Origin of the sequence: Azospirillum sp. CT11-132 (assembly GCF_047302835.1) — a bacterium.
GTDB lineage: Bacteria > Pseudomonadota > Alphaproteobacteria > Azospirillales > Azospirillaceae > Azospirillum.
In genome coordinates this window covers 24,801-49,652 of record NZ_JBGLZA010000006.1, presented here as the reverse complement: position 1 = coordinate 49,652, position 24,852 = coordinate 24,801, and the positions used below count along the sequence as shown (strand labels likewise).

Below are 24,852 nucleotides of genomic sequence, written 5' to 3'. Positions count from 1 at the left end.
CCGGCGTCAGTTGGGCATCAGCACCAGGGCGCCGCTGGTGCCGCGCCCTTCCAGCGCGCGATGGGCCTCGGCGGCGGCGTCCAACGGCAGGCAGGTCACCGGGCCGGCACTCAGGCCATTGGCGACACGCGACAGCACCTCCTCGGCGGCGACGCGGTAGGCGGCGAGGTCGGACATGTAGCCGAACACGCTGGGCCGGGCGAGGCAAAGCGAACGGCGCGGCCCAAGTTCGGACAGCTCGATCGGCGAAACCGGGCCGCCGGCCTGACCGACGCTGGCCACCGTGCCGAACAGCCGCACCGCGTCGAAGGTCCGGCGCAGCGTGTCGCCGCCGATGCCGTCCACCGCGACGTCGGCTCCGCGCCCGCCGGTCAGGTCGCGCACCGCGGCGACGAAGTCCTCCTCCTGGTAAAGGATGGCGTGGTCGAGCCCGTGGGCGCGGGCGGTCTCCGCCTTGGCGGCGCTGCCGACGGTGCCGATGACGGTGGCGCCCAGGCTCTTCGCCCATTGGGTCAGCAGCAGGCCCAGCCCGCCGGCGGCGGCGTGCACCAGGATCGTACTGCCGGGACCCACCGGGCAGACCCGGTTCAGCAGCATATGCACGGTGATCCCGCGCAGCATCAGCGAGGCGGCAGTGACCGGCTCGACACCGTCGGGCAGGCGTACGGCGCGGTCGGCGGCGAGCAGGCGCGCCTCGGCATAGCCGCCGGCCGGCAGACCGGCCCAGGCGACGCGGTCGCCGACGGCGAGCCCCTCCACGCCCGGCCCGACCGCCTCCACCACGCCTGCGCCTTCGACGCCGAGCGTGGCGGGATAGCATGGCAGCGGGTACAGGCCGGTGCGATGGTAGATGTCGACGAAATTGACCCCGGCGGCCTCATGGCGCAGGCGGATTTCCCCGGCGCCCGGCGCCGGCAGGTCGATAAGGGCGTGCTTCAGCACCTCGGCGCCACCCGGCGCGGTCATCTGAATGGAGCGGATCATCGCGGCTGTCTCCGTCAATCGTTGCGATGGAGCGGAGGTTAATCTGTGGCGCAGTACGCGGACATTCGGCAAGATTGCTCACAAGCCGGGTGTTTTTACGCAGAACTGGTGAGCGATGAATTGGGATGACTTGCGCATCTTCCTGGCGCTGGCGGACAGCGGCAGCCTGTCGGCGACGGCGCGGAGGCTGGGAGTCGACCATTCCACGGTCGCCCGCCGGGTGGCGGCGCTGGAAGCCGATCTGGGCGTGCGCCTGTTCGACCGGCTGCCGCGCGGCTACGCCCCGACGGCGGAGGGGGAGGAGTTCGCGGCGCTGGCCCGCCGGGTGGAGGACGGCGTGCTGGCGGTGGAGCGCCATGCCCGCGGCCAGCCGGGCGAGCCGGCCGGCACGGTGCGCCTGTCGGCCCCGCCGGCCTTCGCCAGCCATTTCCTCGCCCCGCGGTTGGCCGGGCTGCGGCGGACCTTGCCGAAGTTGGTGGTGGAGCTGGTGGGCGATGCCCGCGCGGTCAGCCTGACCCGGCGGGAAGCCGACCTCGCCCTGCGCCTGCAGCGGCCGGAGGACGAGGGGCTGGTGGCCCGGCGCGTCGGCGCGATGGGCTACGGGCTTTACGCCACGCAAGGCTATCTCGACGGACGGGACGAGGCCGGCTGGGAGTTCATCGGCTATGACGAGAGCCTTGACCATGTGCCGCAACAGCGCTGGCTGCGCCAGATCGCCGGCCGCCGACCCTTCGTCTTCCGCGCCAACGACCTGATGAGCCTGCGCGGCGCGGCGGCGGCCGGCGTCGGCATCGCGGCGATTCCGCATTTCCTCGGCCGGTCCGATCCCGCCCTGGTCGCGGTCATGCCCGACCCCGCTCCCCCGCCGCCGCAGCCGCGCGAGCTGTGGCTGCTGGTGCATGGCGATTTGCGGCGGTCGGCACGGGTGCGGGCGGTGATGGACGCCCTGGTGTCGATCATCGCCAACGGGCGGCAACTGCTGGAGGATTGAGGGAGTTCATCGCCTGCCCACCGCCCAATTCCGAACGGTTCCATCGGCGACGCCCTCGAAATTTTTGCGTCTACCGTGAGCGCGGCAAAAAAATGATGGAACAGATGCCCACGCTGTTTCGTTGAATCGGCAGCATCGAAGAGTTCTGCTCTTCCAACCTGTCCCTCGGAATATGGAGGCGTCGCATGCCTATCTTGCTTTGGCTTCTGGGTGTCCCCGGAATTATCGTGATCCTGCTTTGGATGACCGGCATCATCGGCTTCTAAGCCCGGCGAGGGGAGCGGTTGGCCCGCGTCTTCCAGACGAGTTCCGCGGGCAACCCGCCCCGCCGCTCACCCCTGCGACGTCAGCGGTCAGTCGCCAGCGGCCAGTCGCAGGGCTTTCCCATTCCATTCACCGGCAATGCCGGGCCGAAGGCAAGGGCACGCGGACGGTGCGGGGCGGGAAGCGTCGCCTCGATCCAGTCGGTCAGCCGCCGATACAGCTCCTCCCGTGGTGGTGCCGTGCGTGCCGGGACGATGAAGGCCTTGAGGCGTGTCCCCTCCTCGGGCCGCATCAGCCTTACGGCGGCGGCTTCGACATCGGGATGGCCGGCCAGATGCGCCTGCACCCCCGCCAGTGACACGTTCACCCCACCGACCTGCACGACCGTGTCGAGGCGACCGCTTGGACGGAAGCCTTCTTCGTCGTGACTCAACCGGTCTTGGAGTGTGGCGGACAGGACCGTTCCGTCGGCCAGACGCCGGGTCACCCTGCCGTCGTCGCCGAAACGCCACCAGGGAAAGGGCCGGAATGGTGCGTCGGGGCTCTCGCGCCAGCCGAGCCCGGCGGTTTCCGAGGACCCGAACACCTCCACCAGCCGCGCCAACCCGACCCCACGCACGCCGCGCGCCGTGTCCGGCGGACAGGGCGCGGTGGAACTGGCGCCCGTCACCCCGTCCGGCAGGGCCGCGCCGGAACGCAGCAAGGCGCCCCACCAGTCGGGGTGAGCGACGACGAGGTCACCGGGGCCGAGCCGGGCCGCAAGACCGCCGGGCGAGGTGCCGCGTCCATCCACCACCGGGACGGCGAGGCGGTCCGGCAGCAGCACCGTGAACAGGAAGCCGTAGATGTGGTGGGCGGGGACGACGCTCACGACACGCCGCGGCGCCTCCGCGCCGCCGGACAGGAGAGCGGCCAGCGCGTCGGCCTCTTCCTCCAGCGCGGCCAGCGGATGCTCGCAACGCTTCCCCTCGCCGGTGCTGCCCGACGTGCGGAAACTCAGCGCACCATCGAAGCGGCCGAGCGCCGCCTCGCAAACGTCGAGCCAGTCCCCGACCGTCCGATGCACCAGAAGGTAATCCTCGATGCCGCTGCGGTGCAGGTGCAGCGCCTCGTTGAGGGCCGCGGCGAGTTGCAGGAGATCGAGGGAGTCGGCTCCTACCCCGTCAGGGCCGAGCGGAAGCGTCTCCGGCCAGCGATGGGGATGCGCCGGCGGCGAACCGCCCGGCCGAAGCCGTGCGAATTCGCCGGCCAGCAAATCGCACACGACCCGGCTCAGGCTCTCGCGATTTCGCCACCATCGTTGGATCGTCATGGCAACCCGCTCACAGGCGCTTGACGAACACCCAATAGCTGTCGCCGATCAACGCCTTCTTCATGTGGACCTTCACCTTGGTCGGCTGCATCTGGTAGTTGAAGGTGTACTCGATCATCGTGTTCAGGTCTCCGGACTTCACTCCCTTGTCGAACACGCCCTTGAAGGCCGGGGTGTTGGTGCAAGGGGCGATCTCGGTGAAGAAATTCTTGCCGACGACGGTCTTCGGGTCGCGTCCGGTGATGGCGCCTTCGGCGGAATTGTATTGGAGGATGCGACCGGTGGCATCGAGCTGAACGGCGCCGAACGCCAGACGGTCGATCTCCGACGCGCTCATTTTGCCGAGGGTGTTTTCGATGTCGGAGGAGCCGAACTCGACGAGTTGCATGGTCGCGGGCATGGTGGGGAGTTCTCCGTATCCAGAAAGACGCGCGCCGCGCCGGGCGCGCAGCGGACGAAAGTCGATGCCTGTTGGCGGACATCGCTCATGAATGGACAATGAATTCGAAGAAGGCGTTGATCGCCCCAAACCTCTTCGTCATCGGCGTTATCGATAGAGGTATGTTTGGATGGCTCGCTTGTCTATAGGGACTCAAAAGCATAGAGATAAAATCATTCTGAATTATGACGTAATATGATTTTGGTTGTGCCGCATTCTTAACTGGATCTTGACACTCGCCGCGCCGCCGATGCGGCTGCCGACAATCTCCGGAAGGCAGTCCTGTCCACGGCGCCGGCCGGCCACCGGTCATTTCGACTGTCATCGAAATGAGATTGACAGCCCTATCCACGGCAGTTAATTCGATACTTGTTGAAACATCGAATTTACGGGGGCCGGCATGGAGAAGAAGGACGTCCTGGCCGGACTGGCGGCGCTGGCGCAGGAGACGCGGCTGGACATCTTCCGCCTGCTGGTGGAAGCGGGGCCGGAGGGCAGCTCCGCCGGGGCGATCGCGGAGGCGCTGGCGGTCGCGCCGGCCACCCTCTCCTTTCACCTGTCCAACCTGACCCATGCCGGGCTGATCGTGCAGCGGCGCGAGAGCCGGTCGCTGATCTACTCGGCCGATTTCGAACGGATGACCGGTATCGTCGGCTTCCTGTCGGAGAATTGCTGCGGCCGGTCGGCCAATCCCGCCGCCTGCGTGCCGCTCTGCGCGCCGACGCCGGGACCGGCCAACACGGTGACCGAGGAAAATCCCTGCCAAGGAGCGTCCGCAGGGCCGCGCCGCGGCTGCTGACCGCCTGCAAACGGAGCGAAGAATGGTCGAGCATCGCGTCTACAACGTGCTGTTCCTGTGTACCCACAACAGCGCCCGCAGCGTCATGGCCGAATGCCTGCTGAACCGGGAGGGCAAGGGCCGCTTCCGCGGCTTCAGCGCCGGCAGCCAGCCGTCCGGGCGCATCAACCCCCATGTCCGCGACCTGCTGGAGCGGCTGGGCTTCCCGACGGCGGAATTGCGGTCGAAGACCTGGGACGAGTTCGCCGCCCCCGGCGCCCCCCACATGGACTTCGTCGTCACCGTCTGCGACAACGCCGCCGGAGAGGTCTGCCCGGTCTGGCCGGGCCAACCGATCAGCGCCCATTGGGGCTTCCCCGATCCGTCCAGCGCCACGGGCACCGAGGCGGAGAAGGCCGCCTTCACCGCCACGGTGTTCGGGCAGATCCAACGCCGCATCCAGGCTTTCGCCGCCCTGCCCATCGCGTCGCTCGACCGTATGGCGCTGAAGCGGAAAATGGACGACATGGCACGGGCGGAGGGCGGCACCGATGTCCGCTGACGTCCACTCCACCGCCCCGGCGGCGCCTCCCGCCATGGGCCTGTTCGAGCGCTATCTCAGCCTGTGGGTGGCGCTGTGCATCGTCGCCGGCATCGCGCTCGGCCATCTGGTGCCCGGCCTGTTCCAGGCGATCGCGGCGGCGGAGGTCGCCCAGGTCAATCTGCCGGTGGCGGTGCTGATCTGGCTGATGATCGTGCCGATGCTGCTGAAGATCGACCTCGGCGCGCTGGGACAGGTTGGTGAGCATTGGCGCGGCATTGGCGTGACGCTGTTCATCAATTGGGCGGTCAAGCCCTTCTCGATGGCGCTGCTCGGCACGCTGTTCATCGGCCATCTGTTCGCCCCGCTGCTGCCGCAGGAACAGATTTCCTCCTACATCGCCGGACTGATCCTGCTGGCGGCGGCGCCCTGCACCGCCATGGTGTTCGTCTGGTCGAACCTGTGCGAGGGCGAACCGCATTACACGCTGAGCCAGGTGGCGCTGAACGACCTGATCATGGTGTTCGCCTTCGCGCCCATCGTCGGGCTGCTGCTGGGCGTCGCGTCGATCACCGTGCCGTGGGGGACGCTGCTGCTGTCGGTGCTGCTCTACATCGTCATCCCGGTGCTGGCGGCCCAGCTCTGGCGGCGCAGCCTGCTGGCGGCCGGCGGCGAGCCGGCGCTGGCGCGCGTTCTCAGCCGGATCCAGCCGGTGTCGCTGCTGGCGCTCCTGACCACGCTGGTGCTGCTGTTCGGCTTCCAGGGCGACCGGATCCTGGCGCAGCCGTTGGTCATCGTCCTGCTGGCGGTGCCGATCCTGATCCAGGTCTATTTCAACGCCGGTCTGGCCTATTGGCTGTCGCGCCGGTTCGGGGTGGCGTGGTGCGTGGCGGCGCCGGCGGCGCTGATCGGCGCCTCCAACTTCTTCGAACTGGCGGTCGCCGCCGCCATCAGCCTGTTCGGGCTCGGCTCCGGCGCCGCGCTCGCCACCGTGGTCGGCGTGCTGGTCGAAGTGCCGGTAATGCTGTCGGTGGTGCGCATCGTCAAGGCATCCAAGCCTTGGTACGAAGGACAGGCCGGGGCGTGAGTCCCGCCGGTCTTCAGTGCTTCACCCGCCGCAGGATCAGGGCCAGCGGCACGGCCGAGGCGGAGATCAGCATCAGGGCGAAGAACACGTCGATGTAGGCCCAATAGGCGGTCTGCATCTGCACCTGCTGCCCGATATAGGCGATGGCCCGGTCCCGCGCCCCCGCCTGTCCGCCGGCGGAGGAGAAATAGGTCGTCGCCTGTTCAAGGGTGCGCTGATAGGCCGGGTTGGAGGGGACGATGGTCTCGACCAGCCGGCTGTGGTGGAACTGCTCGCGCATGGCCAGCACATTCTGGGCGATCGACACGCCGATGGAGCCGCCGACATTGCGCGCGACATTGATGAGGGCGGAGGCCTGATCGGTCTTGTCGCGCGGGATGCCGTCATAGGACGCCGTGGTGATCGGAATGAAGATCAGCGGCAGCCCGATGCCGATATAGATGCGCGACCACGCGAAGAACCAGAAGGTCGACTCCGGGTTCAGCCGCGTCAGGTCCCACATCGCCAGCGCGACGATGGTGGCGCCGGTGGCGATCAGGTATTTCGGCTGGATGCGTCCGGACAGCCGGCCGACGACGATCATCATCACCATGGTCACCATGCCGCCCGGCGACAGGGCGAGGCCGGCCCACGTGGCGGTGAAGCCGTAATAGGCCTGCAGCAGCTCCGGCAGGAACTGGGTGGTCGCGATCAGGATGGCGCCGGTCGCCAGCATCACCAGGAAGCAGGACCCGAACTGCCGCGTCGCCACCATCCGCAGGTCGAGCATCGGGTTCTCCCGCGTCATCTCCCACGGGATCATCAGGCAGAAGGCGGCGATGCAGATGACGGTGAAGATAATGATGAAGCCGGACGCGAACCAGTCGTCGGTCTGGCCGCGGTCGAGGATCACCTCCAGCGAGCCGAGGAAGGTCGCCACCAGCAGGAAGCCGACCACATCCATGCGGATGCCCTGCCGCTTCATCCGCTGGCGCTCCTCGATGGCGGATTTCGGCTCCTGAACCAAAAAGCTGACGAGCGCGAAGGCGAACAGCCCGACCGGTCCGTTGATCAGGAAGCACCAGTGCCAGGACAGATTGTCCGACAGCCAGCCGCCCAGCGTCGGCCCGACCACCGGCGCCACCACCACGGCGATGCCGAAGATGGCGAAAGCCTGCCCGCGCTTGGCCGGCGGGAAGCTGTCGGCCAGGATCGACTGCGAGATCGGCACCATGCCGCCGCCGGCGAAGCCCTGGAGCACCCGGAACAGCAGCAGCGATTCCAGATTCCAAGCGAAGCCGCAGGCGATCGAGCTGGCGGTGAACAGCCCCAGGCAGGTCAGGTAGAAGCGCTTGCGGCCATAGCGCTTGGCGATGAAGCTGCTGGCCGTCAGCACGATGGCGTTCGCCACGAGGTAGGAGGTGACGACCCACGACGCCTCGTCGGCGCTGACCGCCAGCGTGCCGGAGATGTAGCGCAGGGCAACGTTGGCGATGGTGGTGTCCAGCACCTCCATGAAGGTGGCGATGGAGACCACCACGGCGATCATCCAGGGATTGCGGCCGCCGGCGGCACTCTGCGACGCATCGAAGCCGCCGGCGTTGGCGCCTTCCGCCGCGGCGCTCATCGCACCGTCACCCGCGGCACCACCGACATGCCGGGGCCGATCGACACGCCGTCCGGCCATTGGTCGACGACGATCTTCACGGGGATGCGCTGCACCACCTTCACATAGTTGCCCGTCGCGTTCTGGGCCGGCAGCAGCGAGAAGGCGGTGCCGGAGCCGGGCTGCACGCTGTCGACATGGCCGGTGACCTTTTGATCGGGATAGGCGTCGATGCGGATGTTCACCGGCTGACCCGGCCGCATGTCGGTGATCTGGGTTTCCTTGAAGTTGGCGGTGACCCAGATGTCGTCGGGCACGAAGATGGCGAGGCTCTGGCCGGCCTGCGCGAACTGCCCGACCGCCCCGCTCAGCTGCACCACCCGGCCCGGCTGCGCCGCGGTGATGGTGGTGTAGGACAGGTTCAGCTTCGCCTGGGCCAGCTGCGCCCTGGCGCGCGCCAGATCGGCCTCGGCGCTGGTGCGCTGGGCCTGGAGCGCGCCGACCTGCCGTTCGGCGGCGATCACCGCGGCGTTGGCGCTGGTCAGCTTGGCCTGCTGTTCCTGCAGGTTGGCGGTCGATTGCTGCGCCTGCTGCACTGTTCCGGCGCCGCGGGACTGCAGGTCGCGGTAGCGCGCCGCATCCTCCTTGGCGAAGCCGACCGCCGCCTCCGCCTGTGCGACCTCCGCCCTGGCCTGATCGATCTGGGCGCGCTGGGCGGCGATCTGGGCGTCATAGCCGGTGATCGCGGCTTGGGCGGAGTCGATCTGCGCCTGCGCCTGCTCCAGCGCGGTCTGATAATCGCGCGGATCGATGCGGAACAGCAGGTCGCCGGCCTTCACATGCTGGTTGTCGCCGACCGCCACCTCCGCCACATAGCCGGACACCTTGGGCGCGATCGGGAACTGGCGGGTGTCGATAAAGGCGTCGTCGGTCGATTCATAGGGATGGATGTTGCGCTGCCAATAGATGTAGCCGGCCACCGCCAGCAAGGCGACGACCACCAGCCTGACGATGATGGCCAGCGGATGGCGCCGGATGAATCCGGGCTTCTTGCGGCCGGCTTCGGCGGCCGGCTGTCCGCGTTCGCTGCGGCCGGCATCCTGATCCGCAAGTGTGACGACGTCCCTGTGCTGCTGGTCGTCCGGCATGCTGTGACGCTCCTGACCGAAATGCCGGGCGATCGGTAAAGGCCCGGTCGTTGTCGCGCGGGAGCGGCACGGCTCCCCAGCGCGAAACACGTCAGCCCCCCATTGCGTTGCACCAACACGGCAGAAAGCTGACCGGCACGACTGCAAACCGGCCATGTCATCGGCGGACAATCACATCAGGGCGTCCGCTCCGTTGTTGGGGTAGAGGAAAGTGGCCATCCGCAATCATCCTGGAGTCACCACGGTAGTCGCCAAGTAAACTCCGATGATGGTTGGCGATATCCTGGCGATCCCCACACAGTTTTAACTCCCCTCCACCATGACCGTCTGCCGTCATGGCTGAGTCCATATTTCCGCATGACATGCGACATTTTGGCGCCAAGGTCTCCGGGCTCGGTTACCATGTTGTCGACCCACTTTAATATATTAGTATAGTCGAGTAACGAACACGGAAGCGACGCCGGCGGGAGTTGCCATCGAACTGCCGTTGAACTGCCGCTGAACCGGGGGCGCCGTGACTCAAGAACCGGGGAGCCGACCATGAGGCCCATCGTCAAGCTCATGGCCTCCACAGCCGCGACGGTCGCCGCAACCGTGAATCTGTTGGCACCGACCGCCGTCCTGGCCGATACCGGTCACTTCGCCTATTCGACGGACGGCGGCGCCCAGATCGCCGTCGGGCTGCTGCTGGCGGCGCTGTTCGCCACGCTGATCGCCGAGACCTTCCACAAGACGCTGGCGGCCGGCGCCATCGTCGCCGTGATGCTGATGGTCTCGGCGGCGACGCCGCTGCACATCATGGATTTCGACACGGCAGTGCGCGCGGTCGACTGGAACGTCATCTTCCTGCTGGGCAGCATGATGGCGATCGTGTCGGTCCTGATCGGCACGCGCGTCTTCGACTGGCTGAACGCCCGCATGGTTGCCTGGGCGCGCGGCCGGGCGAAGCTGCTGGCGAACACGGTCATTGTGGCGACGGCGGTGCTGTCGGCCTTCGCCGACAACGTCACCACCGTGCTGTTCATGGCGCCGGTGGTGTCGAAGGCGGCGCGCAGCCTGCGGGTGTCGGTGTGGGCGTTGGCGATGCCGATGGTGATGGCCGCCAACATCGGCGGCACGGCGACGCTGATCGGCGACCCGCCCAACGTCATCGTCGGCGTGGCGGCCGGCCTGCCCTTCATGGACTTCATCTATTTCCTGACCGTGCCGGTGATCTTCATGATCGTCGCGCTCTGCGCCTTCAGCGCCTTCTGGTACCGCAAGGATCTGGCCGGCGCCCATGCCGAGAGCGAGGGCGACGCCGAAACGGTGGAACTGCAGGATCCGAAGGTGCTGTCCTGGACCCTGGGCGTGGTCGGGCTGACCTTCCTCGGCTTCTTCACCCACAGCATCACCCATCTGCCGGTCGGCGTCGTCGCCTTCACCGGGGCGGTGCTGACCATGGCCGGTCGGCACATCATCCTGCGCGGCCCGCTGGGGGCCAAGAAGGCGGAGCATCTGTTCACCCATGGCTTCGAACATGGGATCGAGTGGCTGACGCTAGGCTTCTTCATCTTCCTGTTCATGGCCATCAGCTCGGCCGAGCATACCGGCCTGATCGCTGCCGCTGCGGCGAAGCTGCAGGATCTGGTGCAGGCGGTCTCCGTCGGCTTCGGCATGGGGCTGCAGGCGAAGCTGCTGACCGCGGCCCTGCTGATCCTGGTGTTCAGCGCGGTGGTGTCGGCGGTGGTCGACAACATCCCCTACACCATCGCCGCCGCCGCCATCGTGCGGGTCCTGGCTGCCTCCTTCGCCACGGAGTTCACGGCGGCCGGGCTGGGCGGTGCGGAACTGCAGATGACCACCAACGTGCTGTGGTGGTCGCTGGCGCTCGGCGCCTGCCTGGGCGGCAACGGCACGCTGATCGGCGCCAGCGCCAACGTCACCACCGTCGGGCTGCTGGAAAAGGACGGGCACCACATGCCGTTCGTCTCGTTCCTGCGCTTCGGCGTGCCGGTCACCGCCATGACGGTCGGCATCGCGGCGCTGTACCTCACCAGCTATGTCTATGGCGGGGCGATCCAGACCAATCTGGTGGGGGCGATGGCGCTGCTGGCGCTGGGCGTCGCCGCGGTCCTGCGCGGCATGAGCCGGCGGATGCCCAAGACGGCGGAAGAGGCGGCCGATGGGACGCTGTCCCCGCCGGTGGGGGAATAGCGCGGACTGCCCGCAGGCAAGGATGGGGGCGGTCGTCCCGCTACGCGGCAGCAAATAATTCCAAATCCGCAAATCCAAAACTGCGCCCAAACGTAGAAGGAACGCAGCCCTATCCATCGCACTGCGGAGCCCCAGCCCATGACATTTCTGACGGAGACCGGCGCGAGCGGCACCGCCCGGGAGGTTTCTCCAAGCATCATCCCGCGCGGCGCGGTCCCCATCGATGACGAGGCGGCAAGGCTGGATGCACTGCGGCGCACGGGACTGCTGGACAGCGAACCGGAGCCGGCCTTCGACGATCTGGTCTGCTGGGCCTGCGACCATTTCCACGTGCCCATCGCGCTGGTGTCGCTGCTGGATGCCGACCGCCAGTGGTTCAAGGCGCGCCGCGGCCTTGCCGTGCAGGAAACCTCGCGCGACATCGCCTTCTGCCGCTTCACCATCCGCCAGAGCCTGCCGATGGTGGTGGAGGATGCCGCCTGCGACCCGCGTTTCCAGAACAATCCTCTGGTGCTGGGGGAACCGCACATCCGCTTCTATGCCGGCGCGCCGATCATCAACCGGGAGGGGCTGGCGCTCGGCTCCGTCTGCCTGATCGATACGGTGCCGCGCAGCTTCGGCACGGTGGACCGCATGGTGCTGGCCCAGTTGACGGTGACGGCGCTGGCCGCCATCGAGCGGCGCCGGGACGAAAAATTGCAGAGCGAAAATCGGCGTAGTTGAGGACGACGGGTTGTTTTTATGCTGCGCTGCACCATTCTCACTGGCTCATTGACGGATTTGACGGCAGGATCGGTGCCGGACTTTGTTGAAGACGATATTGCCGGGAACAGGATGACCATCCCCATGATGCCCGCGTCGGCCTTGCCGCCGATCCCGGCCCGCGAGGACGACCGCCTCGTGGCGTTGCAGCGGTACGAGTTGCTCGACACACCGGCGGAACCTGCCTTCGACCAGATCACCCGGCTGGCGGCCAAGCTGCTGAAGGTGCCGGTTGCGCTGATCTCGCTGGTGGACCGCGACCGGCAATGGTTCAAGTCGCGGATCGGGCTGCCGGTGCAGGAGACGCCGCGCGACCACGCCTTCTGCGCCCATGCGCTGGAATCCGACGCCCTGCTGGTGGTCGCCGACGCCCGGCAGGACGAGCGGTTCGCCGACAACCCGCTGGTCACCGGCGATCCCAACATCCGCTTCTATGCCGGGGCGCCGTTGCGGACGACCGACGGGCTGGCGCTGGGCACCATCTGCGTGATCGATGACCAGCCGCGCGCGGCCCTGACTCCGGAGGAGGAGGAGGCGCTGCGCGACCTGTCGGCGATGACGATGGCGCATATCGAGGCGCGGCGCGCGGTCGGCTATCTGCATCCCGTTACCGCGCTGTCGAACCGCTTCCGCTTCCTCGCCGATGTCGATGCCATGACGGCCGAACCGGCGGAGTCCGCGGAAACGGCGGTGGTGATCGACACCGCGGCATCCCAGCAATATGCCGAGCTGACCCGCGTGCTGGGGCAGGTCTGCGCCGATGCGTTCGAGGTGGATTGCGCCCGCCGCATCCTCGCCTGCCTGCCGGAGCGGACGCGGCTCTACCATGTCTCGCCGGCCCGCTTCGCCTTCATCCTGCAGGGCCACGGCGCGGCGGACGGCGAGCTTGTTTCCACGCTCCACCGCGTCAGCACCGCCATTCGCAGCCCCTTCAAATATCAGGGCGTGCCGATCGCCACATCCACCGGCATCGGCTTCGTCCACCGGTCGGACAGTCCGCCGGGAGGCGTCGAGTTGCTGCGCGCGGCCACCAGTGCCGCCCACCAGTCGCTGGAGGAGCAAAAGCCCTGGTGCGCCTATGACGAGGAACAGGACCGCGCCGCCCATCGTGCCTTCCTGCTGCTGCGCAGCCTGACCGAGGCGATGGGCGCGCGGGATCAGCTGCACATCGCCTACCAGCCCAAGGTCGACCTGCGCACCGACCGCTGCATCGGCGCGGAAGCGCTGCTGCGCTGGACCCATCCGGAACTGGGGCCGATCTCACCGGCCGAATTCGTGCCGCTGGCCGAACGCACGGCGCTGGTGCGGCCGCTGACCGAATGGGTGATCGCGGCGGTGCTGGCGCAGGTCGCGCACTGGCGTCGGCGCGGCATCGCCCTGCCGGTGTCGATCAACATCTCGATGCTGGATCTCGGCACCGGCGATTTCGCCGACCGGGTGGCGGCGATGCTGGACCGCCACGGGGTGCGGGCGGACTGGATCGATTTCGAGGTGACGGAAAGCGCCCTGATGACCGATCGGGCGGAGGTCGACCGCCAGCTCCGCCGGCTGCGCCACCTGGGCATCGCGGTGGAGATCGACGATTTCGGCACGGGGCAGAGCGCCCTGTCCTATCTGAAGGACATTCCGGCGACGGCGGTGAAGATCGACCAGCGCTTCATCCGCGCCATCGCCGCCGAGCGCAGCGACCAGATCATGGTCCGCTCGACCATCGAGCTTGCCCATGACCTGGGATATCTCGTCATCGCCGAGGGGGTGGAAACCGACGAGGCTTACGACTGGCTGCGCCTGCACGGCTGCGATTTCGGCCAGGGCTACCTGATTTCCCGGCCGCTGGCGCCGACGGCGTTCGAGGACTGGCTGGCGGCGGGCGCCTTCCGCCCCGCCGCCATGTCCGCTTGACCTACTTCGCCGCGACGCAGGCGGCGATGGAGGCCCGTTCGACCTCCGCATAAAGGTCGAACGGGTTCAGCACCGCGGCGCCGAGATCCGCTTCGAAGCGCTGCTGGTTCGGGCTGGCGGTGAAGTCCTGCTGCGCATCATCGCCCAGGTTGGACTGGAAGATTCCGGCGGCGCTGACCGGCAGGAAATCCTCGTAGACCACCGGGTCGAAGCGGACGAGGCCGCTTTCGATCAACGTTTCAAGGTCGGCACCCGGCGCCGGCGGGTTGCGGCGGCCGGCCTCGGTCAGCGAATAGGCGAAGTAGCCGAGCCCCTCGCGGCGGATTTCATCCCAGCTGTCGGGGAAGGGCGCGAACACCTCCTGCAGCGCCGCCATATACTGCGCGGCGTTGGAGCCGTCAGCGGCCGGAGCGACGAGGCGGCGGGAGTCCTGCAGCAGCGTGTCGTACAGCGCCCGTCCCTTCGGCGTCAGTGCGATGCCGCGCTGTTCGATCTCGCCGAAGCGGGCGGTGTGGACACCCGACCGCCAACCGTCACCGTCATTGTCACTGGCCCGGAAATCGACTGGCTCGCTCAGCGCCTTGAAGGAGGTCTGGCGCAGCAGGATCGGGCAGCGGCGGGTCGGCGGGCCTTCCACCACCGCCTTGGGCGCGATGCCCTTTTCCGGCATCATCCGCTGGACCGCGTCGATGTCCAGCGTGCGCGGAGTCAGGTGGTTGATGTGCGGCCCCTTGAAGGACACCACGTCGGCGATCAGCCGGTGGGCGTCGTGCAGGCGGTTGTACAGGTCCAGCGGAACGTTGGCCCGGCTGTGCCAGCGGAAGGTCTCCAGCGCCTCCGCAACGAAGCGGTCGGCATCCTCCTCGTCAAGCCCACCCTCGGCCTCCGCCTTTTCGATCAGGGCGAGGCAGCCGGGAGTGAAGATGCTGCGGGCGGCCAGCACCCGCTCCGCCTCCCGCCGCAGATCGGCGTCGGCGATCAGGTCGAGCCGCAGCAGCGAGGTGAAGACCCGGAAGGGGTTGCGGTTCAGCGCCTCCCCGTCCACCGGGCGGAAGGCGGTGGAATGGACGGGGACGCCGGCCTCCGACAGGTCGTAATAGCCGACCGGATGCATGCCCATCACCGCGAACAGCCGGCGCATGGTCGACAGCTCCTGCGCCGTGCCGAGGCGGATGGCACCGTGGCGCTCCTCCGAAATGCGGGCAAGCCCGCCGGCGGCCTCCAGCCGGTGGCGTTCGGCCGGGTCGGCGGCCAGCACCGCCGCGTTCACCTCCTCCACCAGCTCGACGAGCGTCTGATAGGCCGGAACCTCCGTCCGATACATCTCCGACATGGCGGTCGAGAACAGGGTGCGGATCGCATTGGGGCTGATGGCAACGGCACGGGTAATCGTCTGGACGCTCATTCCAAATCTCGCTCGCGTTGGCTTGCCGGACCTGTGCGGTCCCTTCCAAGCCGCTGCTATAGCAACGATCTGCCGCGCTGGATTGCGATTGTTTTTCCCGACTTCATGACCAAAGCTCATGACCCTGCAGGGTCGCGGCAGTCCGCCGTCTCCGCCAGGATCCAGTCGCGGAAGGCGGCGAGCGGCGGATAGCCCGCCCGCTCCGCCGGCCAGACGACGTAATAGGCGTTCTCGCTCTCCATCGGCAGGTCGAGCGCCGGGACCAGCTGTCCCGACCGCAACTCCTCCTCGATCAGGAACAGCGGCAGCAGGGCGACGCCCAGCCCGGCGATGGCCGCCTGGGACGCCGTGGCGAACTGGTCGAACAGCATGCCGTGCACGCCGTCGGCGGGGGTGCGGTGCAGGGTCAGCCAGCGCTCCCACGCATCGGGGCGGCTGGTCAGATGCAGAAGCGGGGCGAGCCGCAGGTCGGCCGGCTGGCGGAAGTCGAAGCGGTCGCGCAAGCCCCGGCTGCAGGCGGGGATGACGGTCTCCCGGCGCAGCAGCGCCATCTCCCCGCCCGGCCAGTCGGGACGGCCGAAATGGATCGCCGCATCCGCCGGGTCCAGCCGGAAATCGAAGGGCGCCATCCGCGTCACCAGATTGATGGTGATGCCGGGATTGTCGGCCAGGAAGTTCGGCAAACGCGGCGCCAGCCAGCGCGTGCCGAAGGTCGGCAGGATGGCGATGCTGAGCGTGCCGCCGAAGGGGTTGGCGCGCAGGTTCAGCGACGCGGTGCTGATCTTGCGCAGCGCGTCGCGGACCTCGCGCACGTAATATTCGCCGCCGGCGGTCAGGCGGATGGTCTGCCGTTCACGGTGGAACAGCTCGACCTCCAGCAATTCCTCCAGCGCCTTGATCTGACGGCTGACCGCGCTCTGGGTCAGGGAGAGTTCCTTGGCGGCCGCGGTGATGCTGCCGGTACGCGCCGCCGCCTCGAACGCCGAGAGCAGGGCCAGGGAGGGAAGGAAGCGGCGGGGGCTCTGCATCTCATTCCTGGGAAGAATGACTGGTTGAGCAAACATCACTTGGCCGAAGGAGGTAGGCAAGTCAATCTTCCCAACCATCCAGGGGCTGCGGCGGCCCGTTCCGCCCATGGATGCGGTGGGGACAGTGTTTCCAGCCGGGAATGACGGGCGTACAAAAGCAAAAGCAACAGACGCGAAAAGGACCACAGGGGATGCAGAACGATCCGCGGTCGCACGGGCTTTGGGAACGCACCGCACCGGCGGCACCGCCGACCGCACCGCTGGCCGGCAGCGTCCGGGCCGACGTGGTGATCGTCGGCGCCGGCTACACCGGCCTGTCCGCCGCGCTGCATCTGGCCGAAAGCGGCGTCGACGCCGTGGTGGTGGAGGCGGTGGAGATCGGCTTCGGCGGCGCCGGCCGCAATGTCGGGCTGGTCAATGCTGGCATGTGGGTGATGCCGGACCAGCTGGTCAGCACCCTGGGGCCGGTCTATGGCGAGCGGTTGATCGATCTGCTGGGCAATGCCCCCCGGTATGTCTTCGAGCTCATCACCAAGCACGGCATCGCCTGCGAGGACGAGCGCGCCGGCACGCTCCATTGCGGCGTCGGCGAGGCGGGCCTGCGCGAACTGGAACAGCGGGCGGCGATCTGGCAGAAGCGCGGTGCCCCCGTCCGCCTGCTGGACGCGAGGGAAACCGCTGAGAAGGTCGGCACCACGGCCTACACCGGTTCGCTGCTGGATCGCCGCGCCGGCACCATCCAGCCGCTGGCCTATGCGCGCGGACTGGCGACGGCGGCGATTGCGGCGGGTGCCCGCATCTTCACCGGCAGCCCGGTGCAGTCGGCGGGACAGACCGGGTCGAAGTGGGAGGTGAAGACGCCGAACGGGTCGGTCACCGCCGATTGGGTGCTGGTCGCCACCGACGCCTACAGCATCGGCCCCTGGCAGCAACTGCGCACCGAACAGGTCCACCTGCCCTATTTCAATCTGGCGACGGAGCCGCTGTCCGACGCCATGCAGCGGGCCATCCTGCCGGAACGCCAGGGGGTGTGGGACACCAAGTCGGTGCTGAGTTCCTACCGCTTCGACCGGCAGGGCCGGCTGGTGTTCGGCAGCGTCGGCGCGCTGCGCGGGACCGGGACGGCGGTGCATCGGGCCTGGGCGCAGCGGTCGCTGGCGGCCCTTTTCCCGCAGCTCGGCCCCGTGCGGTTCGAGGCGGAATGGTACGGTCAGATAGGCATGACCAGCGACAACCTGCCCCGCTTCCACCGGCTGGACCGCAACGTCATCGCCTTCAGCGGATACAACGGCCGCGGCATCGCCCCCGGCACCGTGCTCGGCCGCTGCCTGGCCGAGCACGTCACCGGCAAGCTGCCGGATGCGGAGATGCCACTGCCCAACACGCCCACCGGGACGGTGTCGGGCCGCGCCATGCGGGAAGCCGTCTATGAGTATGGCGCACAGGCGACCCATCTGGTCGGGGCGAGGCTGCCGGGGCGGATCTGAACGCCGGAAACCCGCCCCGGCATCCTGATCACAGCCCCCAGGCGCCGCTTTCCGCCGCGTCGACGACCTGGATGTTGTTCTCCACCGCCTTGACGCCGGGGACGCTTTCCGCCGCGACGCGCACGGCGTCGCGCTGAGATCCGCTGCTGGCAAAGCCCCAGAGCTGGACCACCCCGTTGCGGACGACGATGGCGTCGTGCGAGCGCGAGTCCCAGGAAACCTCTCTGACGGCGGCGGCCACCCGCTCCTTCAGCGCGCGGTCGTCGGGGGCGGCGGCCGGGGTATCCGGCGCGACGCTGGCCAGCGCGCGCAGCAGGTTGGCGCGGCTGACGATGCCGACCAGGGCGCCCTGGCGCACCACCGGCACGCGCTTGATCCGTCGGGTCTCCATCAGCCGCACGACGTCCTCCGGCGTGGCGTTCTCGTCCACCGTGGTGACGTGGTTGGTCATCACGTCCGCGACCTTGCGGGCATGGGACTTGATGAAGTCCTCCGTCGGCAGGGTGCCGCCGGACACCATGCTGAGCCACCAGGAGCGATGACGCTCCGTCCCCAGTTCCACACGGCGCAGCAGATCGCCTTCGCTGATGATCCCCACCACCTTGCCGGCCGCATCGACCACGGGCATGCCGCTGATGTTGTTCTCCAGCATCTTGCGGGCGGCATCGGCGACGGTCGCATCGGGACCGATGGTGATGACCCGCGGCGTCATAAGATCGACTGCCTTCATCGTTTCTCTCCCCTTCGAAGTCGTTGGCCGTCATGTCGTTCGACAAGAACAGCCTAGGGGATCGACAGACGGGTACGATTGATCTGCAGCAATTCACGACCCGGCTTTCCGCCTGATGGAAAATACGGATCAACTATCCGCAATTTCAGGCGGTTAACAGACATTCCCTCGTCTTTGAGACGAGATGACGTACTCCTAGCCGCTCATCCGCCTTTCCCGAATCTCACGCCCCGCCGCCTATTCGCTGATTTCCGCCACCAGCGTGCCGATCGGATCGGCGAGCTTGGTGGGGGCCGTCTCGGCAGGCGGCGTCGGATAGCGGTAGAAGGCATGGCCGCCGATGGAGGTGGTGTGCAGCCGCGCCTCCGCCCAGTCCGGTTTCTGGCGGCGGAGCGCCGCCTGCGCCGGCGGGCTGTAGAACAGCGAGGCGCGGGCGGTGGGATCGGGCATGTCGTCGTCGTTGAGATACCAGGCCAGCCCCCGCGCGACGTGCAGCGCCTCCTGATCGGCGGTGAGGCGGGGCTTCGGCCAGGACGGCATGCCGCCCGCCCGGATGACATGGGCCTGCCGGCGGATCTCCGCCAGGATGCGCCGCGCCTCCACACGCGGATCGGCGGCGAGTTTCGCCTGTTCGGCGGCCTTCTCCCGCTGTGTGGCCCGCTGCTTTGCCGTTTTGCCGTGCTTCTCCCGCGTCTTCGGCTCGACCGGCGGCACCGCGAAGGGTTCGAACTGGCCTGCGGCGACGACGACCCGGCAGGGCAGCGACGGCTGGTCGGCCGAGGCGGCGCGGTTGGCGACCACCCACATCACGGCCGCCATGGCGTCGGCCCCCTCCCCCCTCGCCTCGGCCCAGCCGGCCAGCGCGAGACAGCGGCGCTCCCGTTCGGCCTGCCAGGGCGTCAGCATGTAGACCGACGTGCCGATGACGACCGGCTGCTTGGCGCCACCCCGCTTCGGCATGCCCCCCTTCACATCACCGACGAACCGGGCGCACCCGCTGTCGCCCGGCCGGCAGACGGCGTCGCCGGCATCGATGACCTGCGCACCGGCACCGGCCGGCAGCAGGACGGTCGCGAGCATCAGGGCTGGAAGGAGATTGCGCATCCCGGTCTCTCCGTCGTCGGAAGGGGGACTTCCTTCGACAGGAGGGCGGACGGCAAGTTCCCTGATTCGTCCACTTCTCAGACAGCTTAAGCCTGAGGGCGGAGGATGTACGCCGTTCGGGTCCGGGAAGGGTCCGTCCCCGTGCCTGTTACGCCGGAGAGCGCCCGGACCCTTCCGGCTTTCCGCCGTCGCCGGTCCAATCGTCGGTCAGATACTCCTGCGAGCGGCTGATCTCCTCGACCTCCGCGCGTGAGGGCGGCTTCGGCACCTGGGCCTGACCGGAGGTGCGGTCTTCGGTGCGGTCGTTGGTGGACTCGGGGCGGGGATCGGGGGTGCTGGGCATGGAGGACTCCTTGTCGGTCTGGGTAGAGCCCCAGCAAACAGGAGGCGGACCGCAAGATCGCGCCGTTCTGGATTGCGGCGGCACGGCACTGTCGAGCGAACGCGTCGCATCGTCGGTGGGCGAAAGCTATCGCCTGATCCTCAGGCACGGACCCTGCGAGAGGTGGCGCCGGGGCACTCGGTGGCGTGCATTCGGGATGATGTGGGGGTGAGAGTCCGTTTTGCGCCAGGAGTTGCCCTTCACCTCCGGCTCCGATGCGACGCAGCTTGACGCAAACGACGTCCATCTCTAATTATTTATACGACGTATAAATAAGGGGGTCGAGAATGATCAGCGGTCATGTCTTCATCGCGACCAGTCTTGATGGATTCATTGCACGCAATAACGGGGACATCGGCTGGCTACTGGAAAGGGACGACCCTTCCGAGGATCATGGCTATGACGCCTTCATCGATAATATCGATGTCATCCTCATGGGACGCGGCACCTATGAGAGCATTCAGAATATAAGGCCCTGGCCCTACACACGTCCGGTTGTGGTCATGTCGGGCTCACTTAAGGGCCAGCAGGTTCCAGAGGACATGGCGGAAAAGGTCCAGTTCTCCGACAAATCTCCAAAGCAAGCGATGGCAATGCTCGAGGCTGCGGGAAATCGCCGTGTCTATGTAGATGGCGGCTTAATCATTCAATCATTCTTGCGCGAAGGACTGATTACAGACATGGTAATCACTCGCGTCCCGGTGCTGCTTGGACAGGGGCGCAGCCTGTTTGGCGCGATCCCTTCCGATATTGCGCTCATCCATGAAGAGACCCGCAGTTTCGCTTCCGGTCTCGTCCAGTCACGCTACCGGATCGCACCATGACGCGCCCACGGGGACGTCCGCCCCACAACAAGGCAGCCGTCTCGCGTGACGACATGCTGTCAGCCGCACTAGACTTGGTTGATACCAATGGGGTCGATGCGTTCACCATGCGTACATTGGCTGAACGGCTCCAGATCAATCCTATGACGATATACCACCATTTCGGTGATCGTGACGGTTTGATCGGTGCCATGTCGGAACGGGTCTACCGTGACGTCTCAGCACCAGCATCAGGCGCCCCCCGGAGCCGGATCGAAGCCCTCTTGCGGGCCTATCATGGCCAAGTGCTGAACCATCCCGGCCTCACCCTGCTCATCTTCAGCCGACCCACGGTCTTTCCGGAACAGGCGCAACGAATAACCAAAGAGATTAGCGAACTTTTGGTCGAAGCTGGATTGTCGCCGCAGAGAACCAAAATTTGGGTAAACATACTCGTCGATTTCACCCATGGTGCCGCAATCGCAACTGCGATCAGTGGCGGTTTCCATTCTGAGGGCCCTGGCTCGAAGGATGATTACGACAAGGCCCTTACTGAACTATTGAACGGACTCAACAACTGATTGCAGGCCAATTCGTAGCGGGTGCGCCGCCAGCTTGAATGGCGGCTTTGGGCTAAGCCGACACACACTTTCGCCGCGCCTCCATGACTCTCCCTCACCCCCGCCGCGCCGCCTCGATCGCCGCCACGTCGATCTTCGTCATCCCCATCATCGCCTCGAACGCCCGCTTGGCCTCCTCGCCACCCGCCGCCAGCGCATCGGTCAGCACGCGGGGCGTGATCTGCCAGGAAATGCCCCAGCGGTCCTTGCACCAGCCGCAGGCGCTCTCCTGGCCGCCGTTGCCGACGATGGCGGTCCAATAGCGGTCGGTCTCTTCCTGGTCGTCGGTGGCGATCTGGAACGAGAAGGCCTCGCTGTGCTTGAAGGCCGGGCCGCCATTCAGGCTGAGGCAGGGGATGCCGGCGACGGTGAACTCGACCGTCAGGACGTCGCCCGCCTTGCCGGACGGGTAGTCGGCGGGGGCGCGGTGGACGGCGTGCACGGCGCTGTCGGGGAAGGTCTCGGCGTAGAAGCGGGCTGCGGACTCGGCGTCCTTGTCGTACCAGAGGCAGATCGTGGTCTTGGCGACGGCCATGGCTTGTCCTTTCGCGCTGGAATCCTCCCGGTTCGACACCATACCGTGTTCAATAGGGCTTCACCACCACCAGTGTGACGATGGCGATGACCCCGACGATCACCGCCAACGGGGAAAAGCGCAGCAACGGGGAAACCGGGCGGACACCAGAAGCCGGTGCCGGTTCGGACAGCCGGCGCAGTCCGGCGGCGAGCTTGCCGTGCAGGGCGGACAGGGCGATGACGATGGCGACCTTCGCCACCAGCCACGGCTCGAAGCCCCAGCCGCCGACCACCACCAGCGTGGGCCCGAGAATCCAGGCGAGCCCCATCGCCGGGGAGGTCACGCGGCGGTCCCAGCGCAAGGCCGCGCGCAGGACGCGGGCCGGTCCCTCCTCGGCGGCGGTCGTGGGGTCCAGGGCGCTGATCAGGATGGCGGCGACGGACATGCCCGCGATCCACACCGTCACCGCGGCGACGTGCAGACCGATCAGCCAGATATACACAACGACTGCCCCCCGAAAGCCCCACGCAAGCCTCGTGCGGGCGTCAGGCGCCCACTTGGAGGATGATCTTACCGCGACCGTGGCCGGAATCGAGCCGTTCATGCGCCTTGCCGACCTGTTCCAGCGGCAGGACGGCATCGACGATCACCCTGGCCTGCCCGCGCTCGAACAGCGGCGCCATCTCGCGCAGGCGGGCGCCCTCGCGGGTCAGGAAGGTGCCGTAGAGGGTCTGGTTCTTCACATAGAGCGCGTCGAGGTCGCCGGTCGGCGGCAGGATGGTGGCGATGCGGCCGAAGGGACGGGTCGCTAGCGTGCTCATCGGCACATTGCCGCCGGCAGTGTCGAAGGAGGCATCCACCCCCGCCCCGCCCGCCTCGCGCAGGATCTGGTCCATCACGTCGGTGTCGCGGTAGTCGAGCGTCACGTCGGCGCCGAGGTCGCGCATCGCCTCGTGGTTGGCCTTGCTGGCGGTGGCGAGCACGCGGGCGCCGGCCGCCTTGGCGAACTGGATGGCGAAGCTGCCGACGCCACCGGCCCCGCCATGGATCAGCACCGTCTCGCCCGGCCGCACCGCCAGACGGCGGACGATGGCCTCCCATGCCGTGCCGCCGGCCAGCGGGATGCCCGCCGCCTCGACATGGCTGAGGCCCGGCGGCTTGTGCGCGACGATGGACGCGGCGGCGACGGTGTATTCGGCATAGCTGCCGTTGGGGTTGCCGAAGATCTCCGGCGTGTAGAACACCTCGTCGCCGGCCCTGAAGCCGGTCACACCAGGGCCGACCTCCTCCACCACGCCCGACACGTCATAGCCGAGCACCGCCGGGAAGGGGATGCCGGCCCAGCTGCCGGCCTGCCGGATCTTGGCGTCCACCGGGTTTGTGCCCGACGCCACCACCCGCACCAGCAGCTCGCCCGGTGCCGCGACCGGGCGCGGCCGATCCTGGAGTTCGAACACGTCGGGACCGCCGAACCGCGAAATCACCATCGCACGCATGCCGTCATCCTCCGTTCCGGGGCGTTGCCGTTCAAGCCGAAGCGTCGCAAGCCGGCTCCCACCTGTCCAGCCGGGGAAACGGGGCAGTGCGGGACGATCACGGTCGAAAATCAGGATACGTGTCTGCCGACTTGGCAAAATCCCCCTCTCCCCCCCGGGGAGAGGGTCGGGGTGAGGGGGATACATAGGGTGGATCGGCGGGAGAGCGGGAGGCGCACGATGCTTGAGGATCCTCGCCACGCGTCCCCCTCACCCTAACCCTCTCCCCGGGGGGGAGAGGGGACTTTCCTTGGGGGAGAGGAGGCCTTCCCGTCGGAGGGTCAGCCGATGCGGAACTCCTCGCGGTGGATCGCCGTCATCGGCAACCCCTCCGGCCCGATGACGCCGCGATACATGCCGGAGCAGTTGAAGGGCAGCGCCACCCGGCCGTCGCGGTCGATGGCGATCAGCCCGCCGGAGCCGCCGATCACGCCCAGCTCGTCCACCACGTCGCCGGCGGCGCGCTCCAGGCTTTGGCCGGCCCAGCGCATGCGGGCGTCGATCTCGTGGGCGGCGCAGCGGCGGATGAAATGCTCGCCGTGGCCGGTGGCGGAGACCGCGCAGGTGATGTTGTCGGCGAAGGTGCCGGCGCCGATCACCGGGCTGTCGCCGACGCGGCCCTTGGCCTTGGCGGTCATGCCGCCGGTCGAGGTCGCGGCGGCGAGGTTGCCGTCGCGGTCGCGGGCGACAGCGCCGACCGTGCCGTGGCGGCGCTGTTCATCCCCGTCGTCGGGCGCACCGGAGCGGCGGCGCTCCAGTTCGGCCTGCAGGGCATCCCAACGCGGTTGGGTGAAGAAATAGGGGGCTTCCTCCATCGCCAGACCCTGGCGGCGGCAGAGATCCAGCGCGCCCTCGCCGATCAGCAGGACATGCTCCGTGTGCTCCATCACCGCGCGGGCGGCCAGGATGGGATTGCGCGGGCCGAACAGGCCGGCCACCGCACCGGCGGCGCGGTCGCGGCCGTCCATGATGGCGGCGTCCATCTCCTGCACACCCTCGGCGGTGAAGACGGCGCCGCGGCCGGCGTTGAACAGCGGCTCGTCCTCCAGCGCCATGACGGCGGCGGTGACGGCGTCGAGCGCGCTGCCGCCGTCGGCCAGCACCTCGTGCCCGGCGGCGAGCGCCCGGCGCAGGCCGGCGTGATAGCCCTCGGTCAGGGCCGGCGTCAGGGCGCTGCGCTTGATGGTGCCGGCGCCGCCATGGATGGCCAGCGCGAAGGGCTGCGGGTGGGAAAGGGTCATGGGTGCGGATC

At 67.8% G+C, this 24,852-nt stretch carries 24 protein-coding genes; 10 read left to right on the top strand and 14 right to left on the bottom strand.

Translation table 11 applies throughout. The features are described from left to right. Positions 1 to 6: 6 nt before the first annotated feature. Positions 7 to 984, bottom strand: a complete 978-nt coding sequence (locus ACCD06_RS24235) for a quinone oxidoreductase family protein (protein WP_199232035.1) — start codon at positions 982 to 984, stop codon at positions 7 to 9. A 115-nt stretch (positions 985 to 1,099) separates the two neighbouring features. On the opposite strand from ACCD06_RS24235, the gene ACCD06_RS24230 reads away from it, so the two are divergent. Beyond that, positions 1,100 to 1,975, top strand: a complete 876-nt coding sequence (locus ACCD06_RS24230) for a LysR family transcriptional regulator (protein WP_109156692.1) — start codon at positions 1,100 to 1,102, stop codon at positions 1,973 to 1,975. A 346-nt stretch (positions 1,976 to 2,321) separates the two neighbouring features. On the opposite strand, the gene pcl is transcribed toward ACCD06_RS24230, so the two are convergent. Both pcl and pyp read right to left on the bottom strand, forming a co-directional pair. Next, positions 2,322 to 3,551, bottom strand: a complete 1,230-nt coding sequence (pcl, locus tag ACCD06_RS24225) for a 4-coumarate--CoA ligase (protein WP_109156693.1) — start codon at positions 3,549 to 3,551, stop codon at positions 2,322 to 2,324. Positions 3,552 to 3,561: 10 nt separating this feature from the next. Then, complete coding sequence (gene pyp / locus ACCD06_RS24220; protein WP_247870963.1) at positions 3,562 to 3,951, bottom strand: photoactive yellow protein; 390 nt, start codon at positions 3,949 to 3,951, stop codon at positions 3,562 to 3,564. Positions 3,952 to 4,390: 439 nt separating this feature from the next. On the opposite strand from pyp, the gene ACCD06_RS24215 reads away from it, so the two are divergent. The 3 genes from ACCD06_RS24215 to arsB are packed head-to-tail and all read left to right on the top strand — an operon-like array spanning position 4,391 to position 6,396. Next, a complete protein-coding gene (locus tag ACCD06_RS24215; protein ID WP_247871431.1) occupies positions 4,391 to 4,789 on the top strand; it encodes an ArsR/SmtB family transcription factor in 399 nt (132 codons plus the stop codon). A 22-nt stretch (positions 4,790 to 4,811) separates the two neighbouring features. Next, positions 4,812 to 5,330, top strand: coding sequence for an arsenate reductase ArsC (locus ACCD06_RS24210; protein ID WP_109156694.1), 519 nt, complete (start codon positions 4,812 to 4,814; stop codon positions 5,328 to 5,330). 34 nt (positions 5,331 to 5,364) lie between these two features. After that, entirely contained in the window at positions 5,365 to 6,396 is a 1,032-nt protein-coding gene (gene arsB, locus ACCD06_RS24205; RefSeq protein WP_109156735.1) for an ACR3 family arsenite efflux transporter, read from the top strand. Positions 6,397 to 6,409: 13 nt separating this feature from the next. Here arsB and ACCD06_RS24200 read toward each other — a convergent pair whose 3' ends face one another. Next, positions 6,410 to 8,002, bottom strand: coding sequence for a DHA2 family efflux MFS transporter permease subunit (locus ACCD06_RS24200; RefSeq protein ID WP_109156736.1), 1,593 nt, complete (start codon positions 8,000 to 8,002; stop codon positions 6,410 to 6,412). Continuing rightward, positions 7,999 to 9,129, bottom strand: a complete 1,131-nt coding sequence (locus ACCD06_RS24195) for an HlyD family secretion protein (protein WP_109156695.1) — start codon at positions 9,127 to 9,129, stop codon at positions 7,999 to 8,001. The genes ACCD06_RS24200 and ACCD06_RS24195 overlap by 4 nt, the downstream gene beginning before the upstream one ends. 540 nt (positions 9,130 to 9,669) lie before the next feature. On the opposite strand from ACCD06_RS24195, the gene ACCD06_RS24190 reads away from it, so the two are divergent. The 3 genes from ACCD06_RS24190 to ACCD06_RS24180 all read left to right on the top strand — a co-directional run bounded on the left by ACCD06_RS24190 (position 9,670) and on the right by ACCD06_RS24180 (position 13,989). Then, positions 9,670 to 11,325, top strand: a complete 1,656-nt coding sequence (locus ACCD06_RS24190; RefSeq protein ID WP_109156696.1) for an SLC13 family permease — start codon at positions 9,670 to 9,672, stop codon at positions 11,323 to 11,325. 138 nt (positions 11,326 to 11,463) lie between these two features. Next, positions 11,464 to 12,048 (top strand): GAF domain-containing protein, encoded by a 585-nt coding sequence (locus ACCD06_RS24185; protein ID WP_109156697.1) that lies wholly within the window; start codon positions 11,464 to 11,466, stop codon positions 12,046 to 12,048. A 123-nt stretch (positions 12,049 to 12,171) separates the two neighbouring features. Then, complete coding sequence (locus tag ACCD06_RS24180) at positions 12,172 to 13,989, top strand: sensor domain-containing phosphodiesterase (RefSeq protein WP_247871433.1); 1,818 nt, start codon at positions 12,172 to 12,174, stop codon at positions 13,987 to 13,989. Position 13,990: 1 nt separating this feature from the next. Here the strand turns inward: ACCD06_RS24180 and ACCD06_RS24175 are convergent, their stop codons facing one another. Further along, entirely contained in the window at positions 13,991 to 15,394 is a 1,404-nt protein-coding gene (locus ACCD06_RS24175; protein ID WP_109156699.1) for a VOC family protein, read from the bottom strand. A 116-nt stretch (positions 15,395 to 15,510) separates the two neighbouring features. Beyond that, entirely contained in the window at positions 15,511 to 16,422 is a 912-nt protein-coding gene (locus ACCD06_RS24170; protein ID WP_109156700.1) for a LysR family transcriptional regulator, read from the bottom strand. A gap of 191 nt (positions 16,423 to 16,613) precedes the next feature. On the opposite strand from ACCD06_RS24170, the gene ACCD06_RS24165 reads away from it, so the two are divergent. After that, positions 16,614 to 17,909 (top strand): NAD(P)/FAD-dependent oxidoreductase, encoded by a 1,296-nt coding sequence (locus tag ACCD06_RS24165; RefSeq protein WP_109156701.1) that lies wholly within the window; start codon positions 16,614 to 16,616, stop codon positions 17,907 to 17,909. Between the two features lie 28 nt (positions 17,910 to 17,937). Here ACCD06_RS24165 and ACCD06_RS24160 read toward each other — a convergent pair whose 3' ends face one another. From ACCD06_RS24160 to ACCD06_RS24150, 3 genes are all read right to left on the bottom strand, one after another. Further along, positions 17,938 to 18,639: a CBS domain-containing protein gene (locus tag ACCD06_RS24160; protein ID WP_109156702.1), complete on the bottom strand. Its 702-nt coding sequence runs from the start codon at positions 18,637 to 18,639 to the stop codon at positions 17,938 to 17,940. Positions 18,640 to 18,876: 237 nt separating this feature from the next. Continuing rightward, positions 18,877 to 19,743, bottom strand: coding sequence for a cell wall hydrolase (locus tag ACCD06_RS24155; RefSeq protein WP_109156703.1), 867 nt, complete (start codon positions 19,741 to 19,743; stop codon positions 18,877 to 18,879). 148 nt (positions 19,744 to 19,891) lie between these two features. Continuing rightward, positions 19,892 to 20,086 (bottom strand): hypothetical protein, encoded by a 195-nt coding sequence (locus ACCD06_RS24150; protein ID WP_109156704.1) that lies wholly within the window; start codon positions 20,084 to 20,086, stop codon positions 19,892 to 19,894. A 326-nt stretch (positions 20,087 to 20,412) separates the two neighbouring features. Here ACCD06_RS24150 and ACCD06_RS24145 point away from each other — a divergent pair, with 326 nt between their 5' ends. Continuing rightward, a complete protein-coding gene (locus ACCD06_RS24145; protein WP_109156706.1) occupies positions 20,413 to 20,949 on the top strand; it encodes a dihydrofolate reductase family protein in 537 nt (178 codons plus the stop codon). Continuing rightward, a complete protein-coding gene (locus ACCD06_RS24140; protein ID WP_109156707.1) occupies positions 20,946 to 21,509 on the top strand; it encodes a TetR/AcrR family transcriptional regulator in 564 nt (187 codons plus the stop codon). The genes ACCD06_RS24145 and ACCD06_RS24140 overlap by 4 nt, the downstream gene beginning before the upstream one ends. Positions 21,510 to 21,603: 94 nt before the next feature. On the opposite strand, the gene ACCD06_RS24135 is transcribed toward ACCD06_RS24140, so the two are convergent. The 4 genes from ACCD06_RS24135 to ACCD06_RS24120 all read right to left on the bottom strand — a co-directional run bounded on the left by ACCD06_RS24135 (position 21,604) and on the right by ACCD06_RS24120 (position 24,841). After that, the gene (locus tag ACCD06_RS24135; protein WP_109156708.1) at positions 21,604 to 22,083 is read right to left on the bottom strand and encodes a VOC family protein; all 480 of its coding nucleotides are present in this window, start codon (positions 22,081 to 22,083) and stop codon (positions 21,604 to 21,606) included. Positions 22,084 to 22,132: 49 nt separating this feature from the next. Continuing rightward, complete coding sequence (locus ACCD06_RS24130) at positions 22,133 to 22,567, bottom strand: CopD family protein (protein ID WP_247871434.1); 435 nt, start codon at positions 22,565 to 22,567, stop codon at positions 22,133 to 22,135. A 43-nt stretch (positions 22,568 to 22,610) separates the two neighbouring features. Next, positions 22,611 to 23,561: a zinc-dependent alcohol dehydrogenase family protein gene (locus ACCD06_RS24125; RefSeq protein ID WP_109156710.1), complete on the bottom strand. Its 951-nt coding sequence runs from the start codon at positions 23,559 to 23,561 to the stop codon at positions 22,611 to 22,613. 320 nt (positions 23,562 to 23,881) lie between these two features. Continuing rightward, the gene (locus ACCD06_RS24120) at positions 23,882 to 24,841 is read right to left on the bottom strand and encodes an isoaspartyl peptidase/L-asparaginase family protein (RefSeq protein ID WP_109156711.1); all 960 of its coding nucleotides are present in this window, start codon (positions 24,839 to 24,841) and stop codon (positions 23,882 to 23,884) included. Positions 24,842 to 24,852: the final 11 nt, after the last annotated feature.

What these genes read in the sequence shown, in the direction of transcription:
- ACCD06_RS24235 (WP_199232035.1), bottom strand. Translation starts at nt 984, where the DNA reads ATGATCCGCTCCATTCAGATGACCGCGCCGGGTGGCGCCGAGGTGCTG.
- ACCD06_RS24230 (WP_109156692.1), top strand. Translation starts at nt 1,100, where the DNA reads ATGAATTGGGATGACTTGCGCATCTTCCTGGCGCTGGCGGACAGCGGC.
- pcl (WP_109156693.1), bottom strand. Translation starts at nt 3,551, where the DNA reads ATGACGATCCAACGATGGTGGCGAAATCGCGAGAGCCTGAGCCGGGTC.
- pyp (WP_247870963.1), bottom strand. Translation starts at nt 3,951, where the DNA reads ATGCCCGCGACCATGCAACTCGTCGAGTTCGGCTCCTCCGACATCGAA.
- ACCD06_RS24215 (WP_247871431.1), top strand. Translation starts at nt 4,391, where the DNA reads ATGGAGAAGAAGGACGTCCTGGCCGGACTGGCGGCGCTGGCGCAGGAG.
- ACCD06_RS24210 (WP_109156694.1), top strand. Translation starts at nt 4,812, where the DNA reads ATGGTCGAGCATCGCGTCTACAACGTGCTGTTCCTGTGTACCCACAAC.
- arsB (WP_109156735.1), top strand. Translation starts at nt 5,365, where the DNA reads ATGGGCCTGTTCGAGCGCTATCTCAGCCTGTGGGTGGCGCTGTGCATC.
- ACCD06_RS24200 (WP_109156736.1), bottom strand. Translation starts at nt 8,002, where the DNA reads ATGAGCGCCGCGGCGGAAGGCGCCAACGCCGGCGGCTTCGATGCGTCG.
- ACCD06_RS24195 (WP_109156695.1), bottom strand. Translation starts at nt 9,129, where the DNA reads ATGCCGGACGACCAGCAGCACAGGGACGTCGTCACACTTGCGGATCAG.
- ACCD06_RS24190 (WP_109156696.1), top strand. Translation starts at nt 9,670, where the DNA reads ATGAGGCCCATCGTCAAGCTCATGGCCTCCACAGCCGCGACGGTCGCC.
- ACCD06_RS24185 (WP_109156697.1), top strand. Translation starts at nt 11,464, where the DNA reads ATGACATTTCTGACGGAGACCGGCGCGAGCGGCACCGCCCGGGAGGTT.
- ACCD06_RS24180 (WP_247871433.1), top strand. Translation starts at nt 12,172, where the DNA reads ATGATGCCCGCGTCGGCCTTGCCGCCGATCCCGGCCCGCGAGGACGAC.
- ACCD06_RS24175 (WP_109156699.1), bottom strand. Translation starts at nt 15,394, where the DNA reads ATGAGCGTCCAGACGATTACCCGTGCCGTTGCCATCAGCCCCAATGCG.
- ACCD06_RS24170 (WP_109156700.1), bottom strand. Translation starts at nt 16,422, where the DNA reads ATGCAGAGCCCCCGCCGCTTCCTTCCCTCCCTGGCCCTGCTCTCGGCG.
- ACCD06_RS24165 (WP_109156701.1), top strand. Translation starts at nt 16,614, where the DNA reads ATGCAGAACGATCCGCGGTCGCACGGGCTTTGGGAACGCACCGCACCG.
- ACCD06_RS24160 (WP_109156702.1), bottom strand. Translation starts at nt 18,639, where the DNA reads ATGAAGGCAGTCGATCTTATGACGCCGCGGGTCATCACCATCGGTCCC.
- ACCD06_RS24155 (WP_109156703.1), bottom strand. Translation starts at nt 19,743, where the DNA reads ATGCGCAATCTCCTTCCAGCCCTGATGCTCGCGACCGTCCTGCTGCCG.
- ACCD06_RS24150 (WP_109156704.1), bottom strand. Translation starts at nt 20,086, where the DNA reads ATGCCCAGCACCCCCGATCCCCGCCCCGAGTCCACCAACGACCGCACC.
- ACCD06_RS24145 (WP_109156706.1), top strand. Translation starts at nt 20,413, where the DNA reads ATGATCAGCGGTCATGTCTTCATCGCGACCAGTCTTGATGGATTCATT.
- ACCD06_RS24140 (WP_109156707.1), top strand. Translation starts at nt 20,946, where the DNA reads ATGACGCGCCCACGGGGACGTCCGCCCCACAACAAGGCAGCCGTCTCG.
- ACCD06_RS24135 (WP_109156708.1), bottom strand. Translation starts at nt 22,083, where the DNA reads ATGGCCGTCGCCAAGACCACGATCTGCCTCTGGTACGACAAGGACGCC.
- ACCD06_RS24125 (WP_109156710.1), bottom strand. Translation starts at nt 23,561, where the DNA reads ATGCGTGCGATGGTGATTTCGCGGTTCGGCGGTCCCGACGTGTTCGAA.
- ACCD06_RS24120 (WP_109156711.1), bottom strand. Translation starts at nt 24,841, where the DNA reads ATGACCCTTTCCCACCCGCAGCCCTTCGCGCTGGCCATCCATGGCGGC.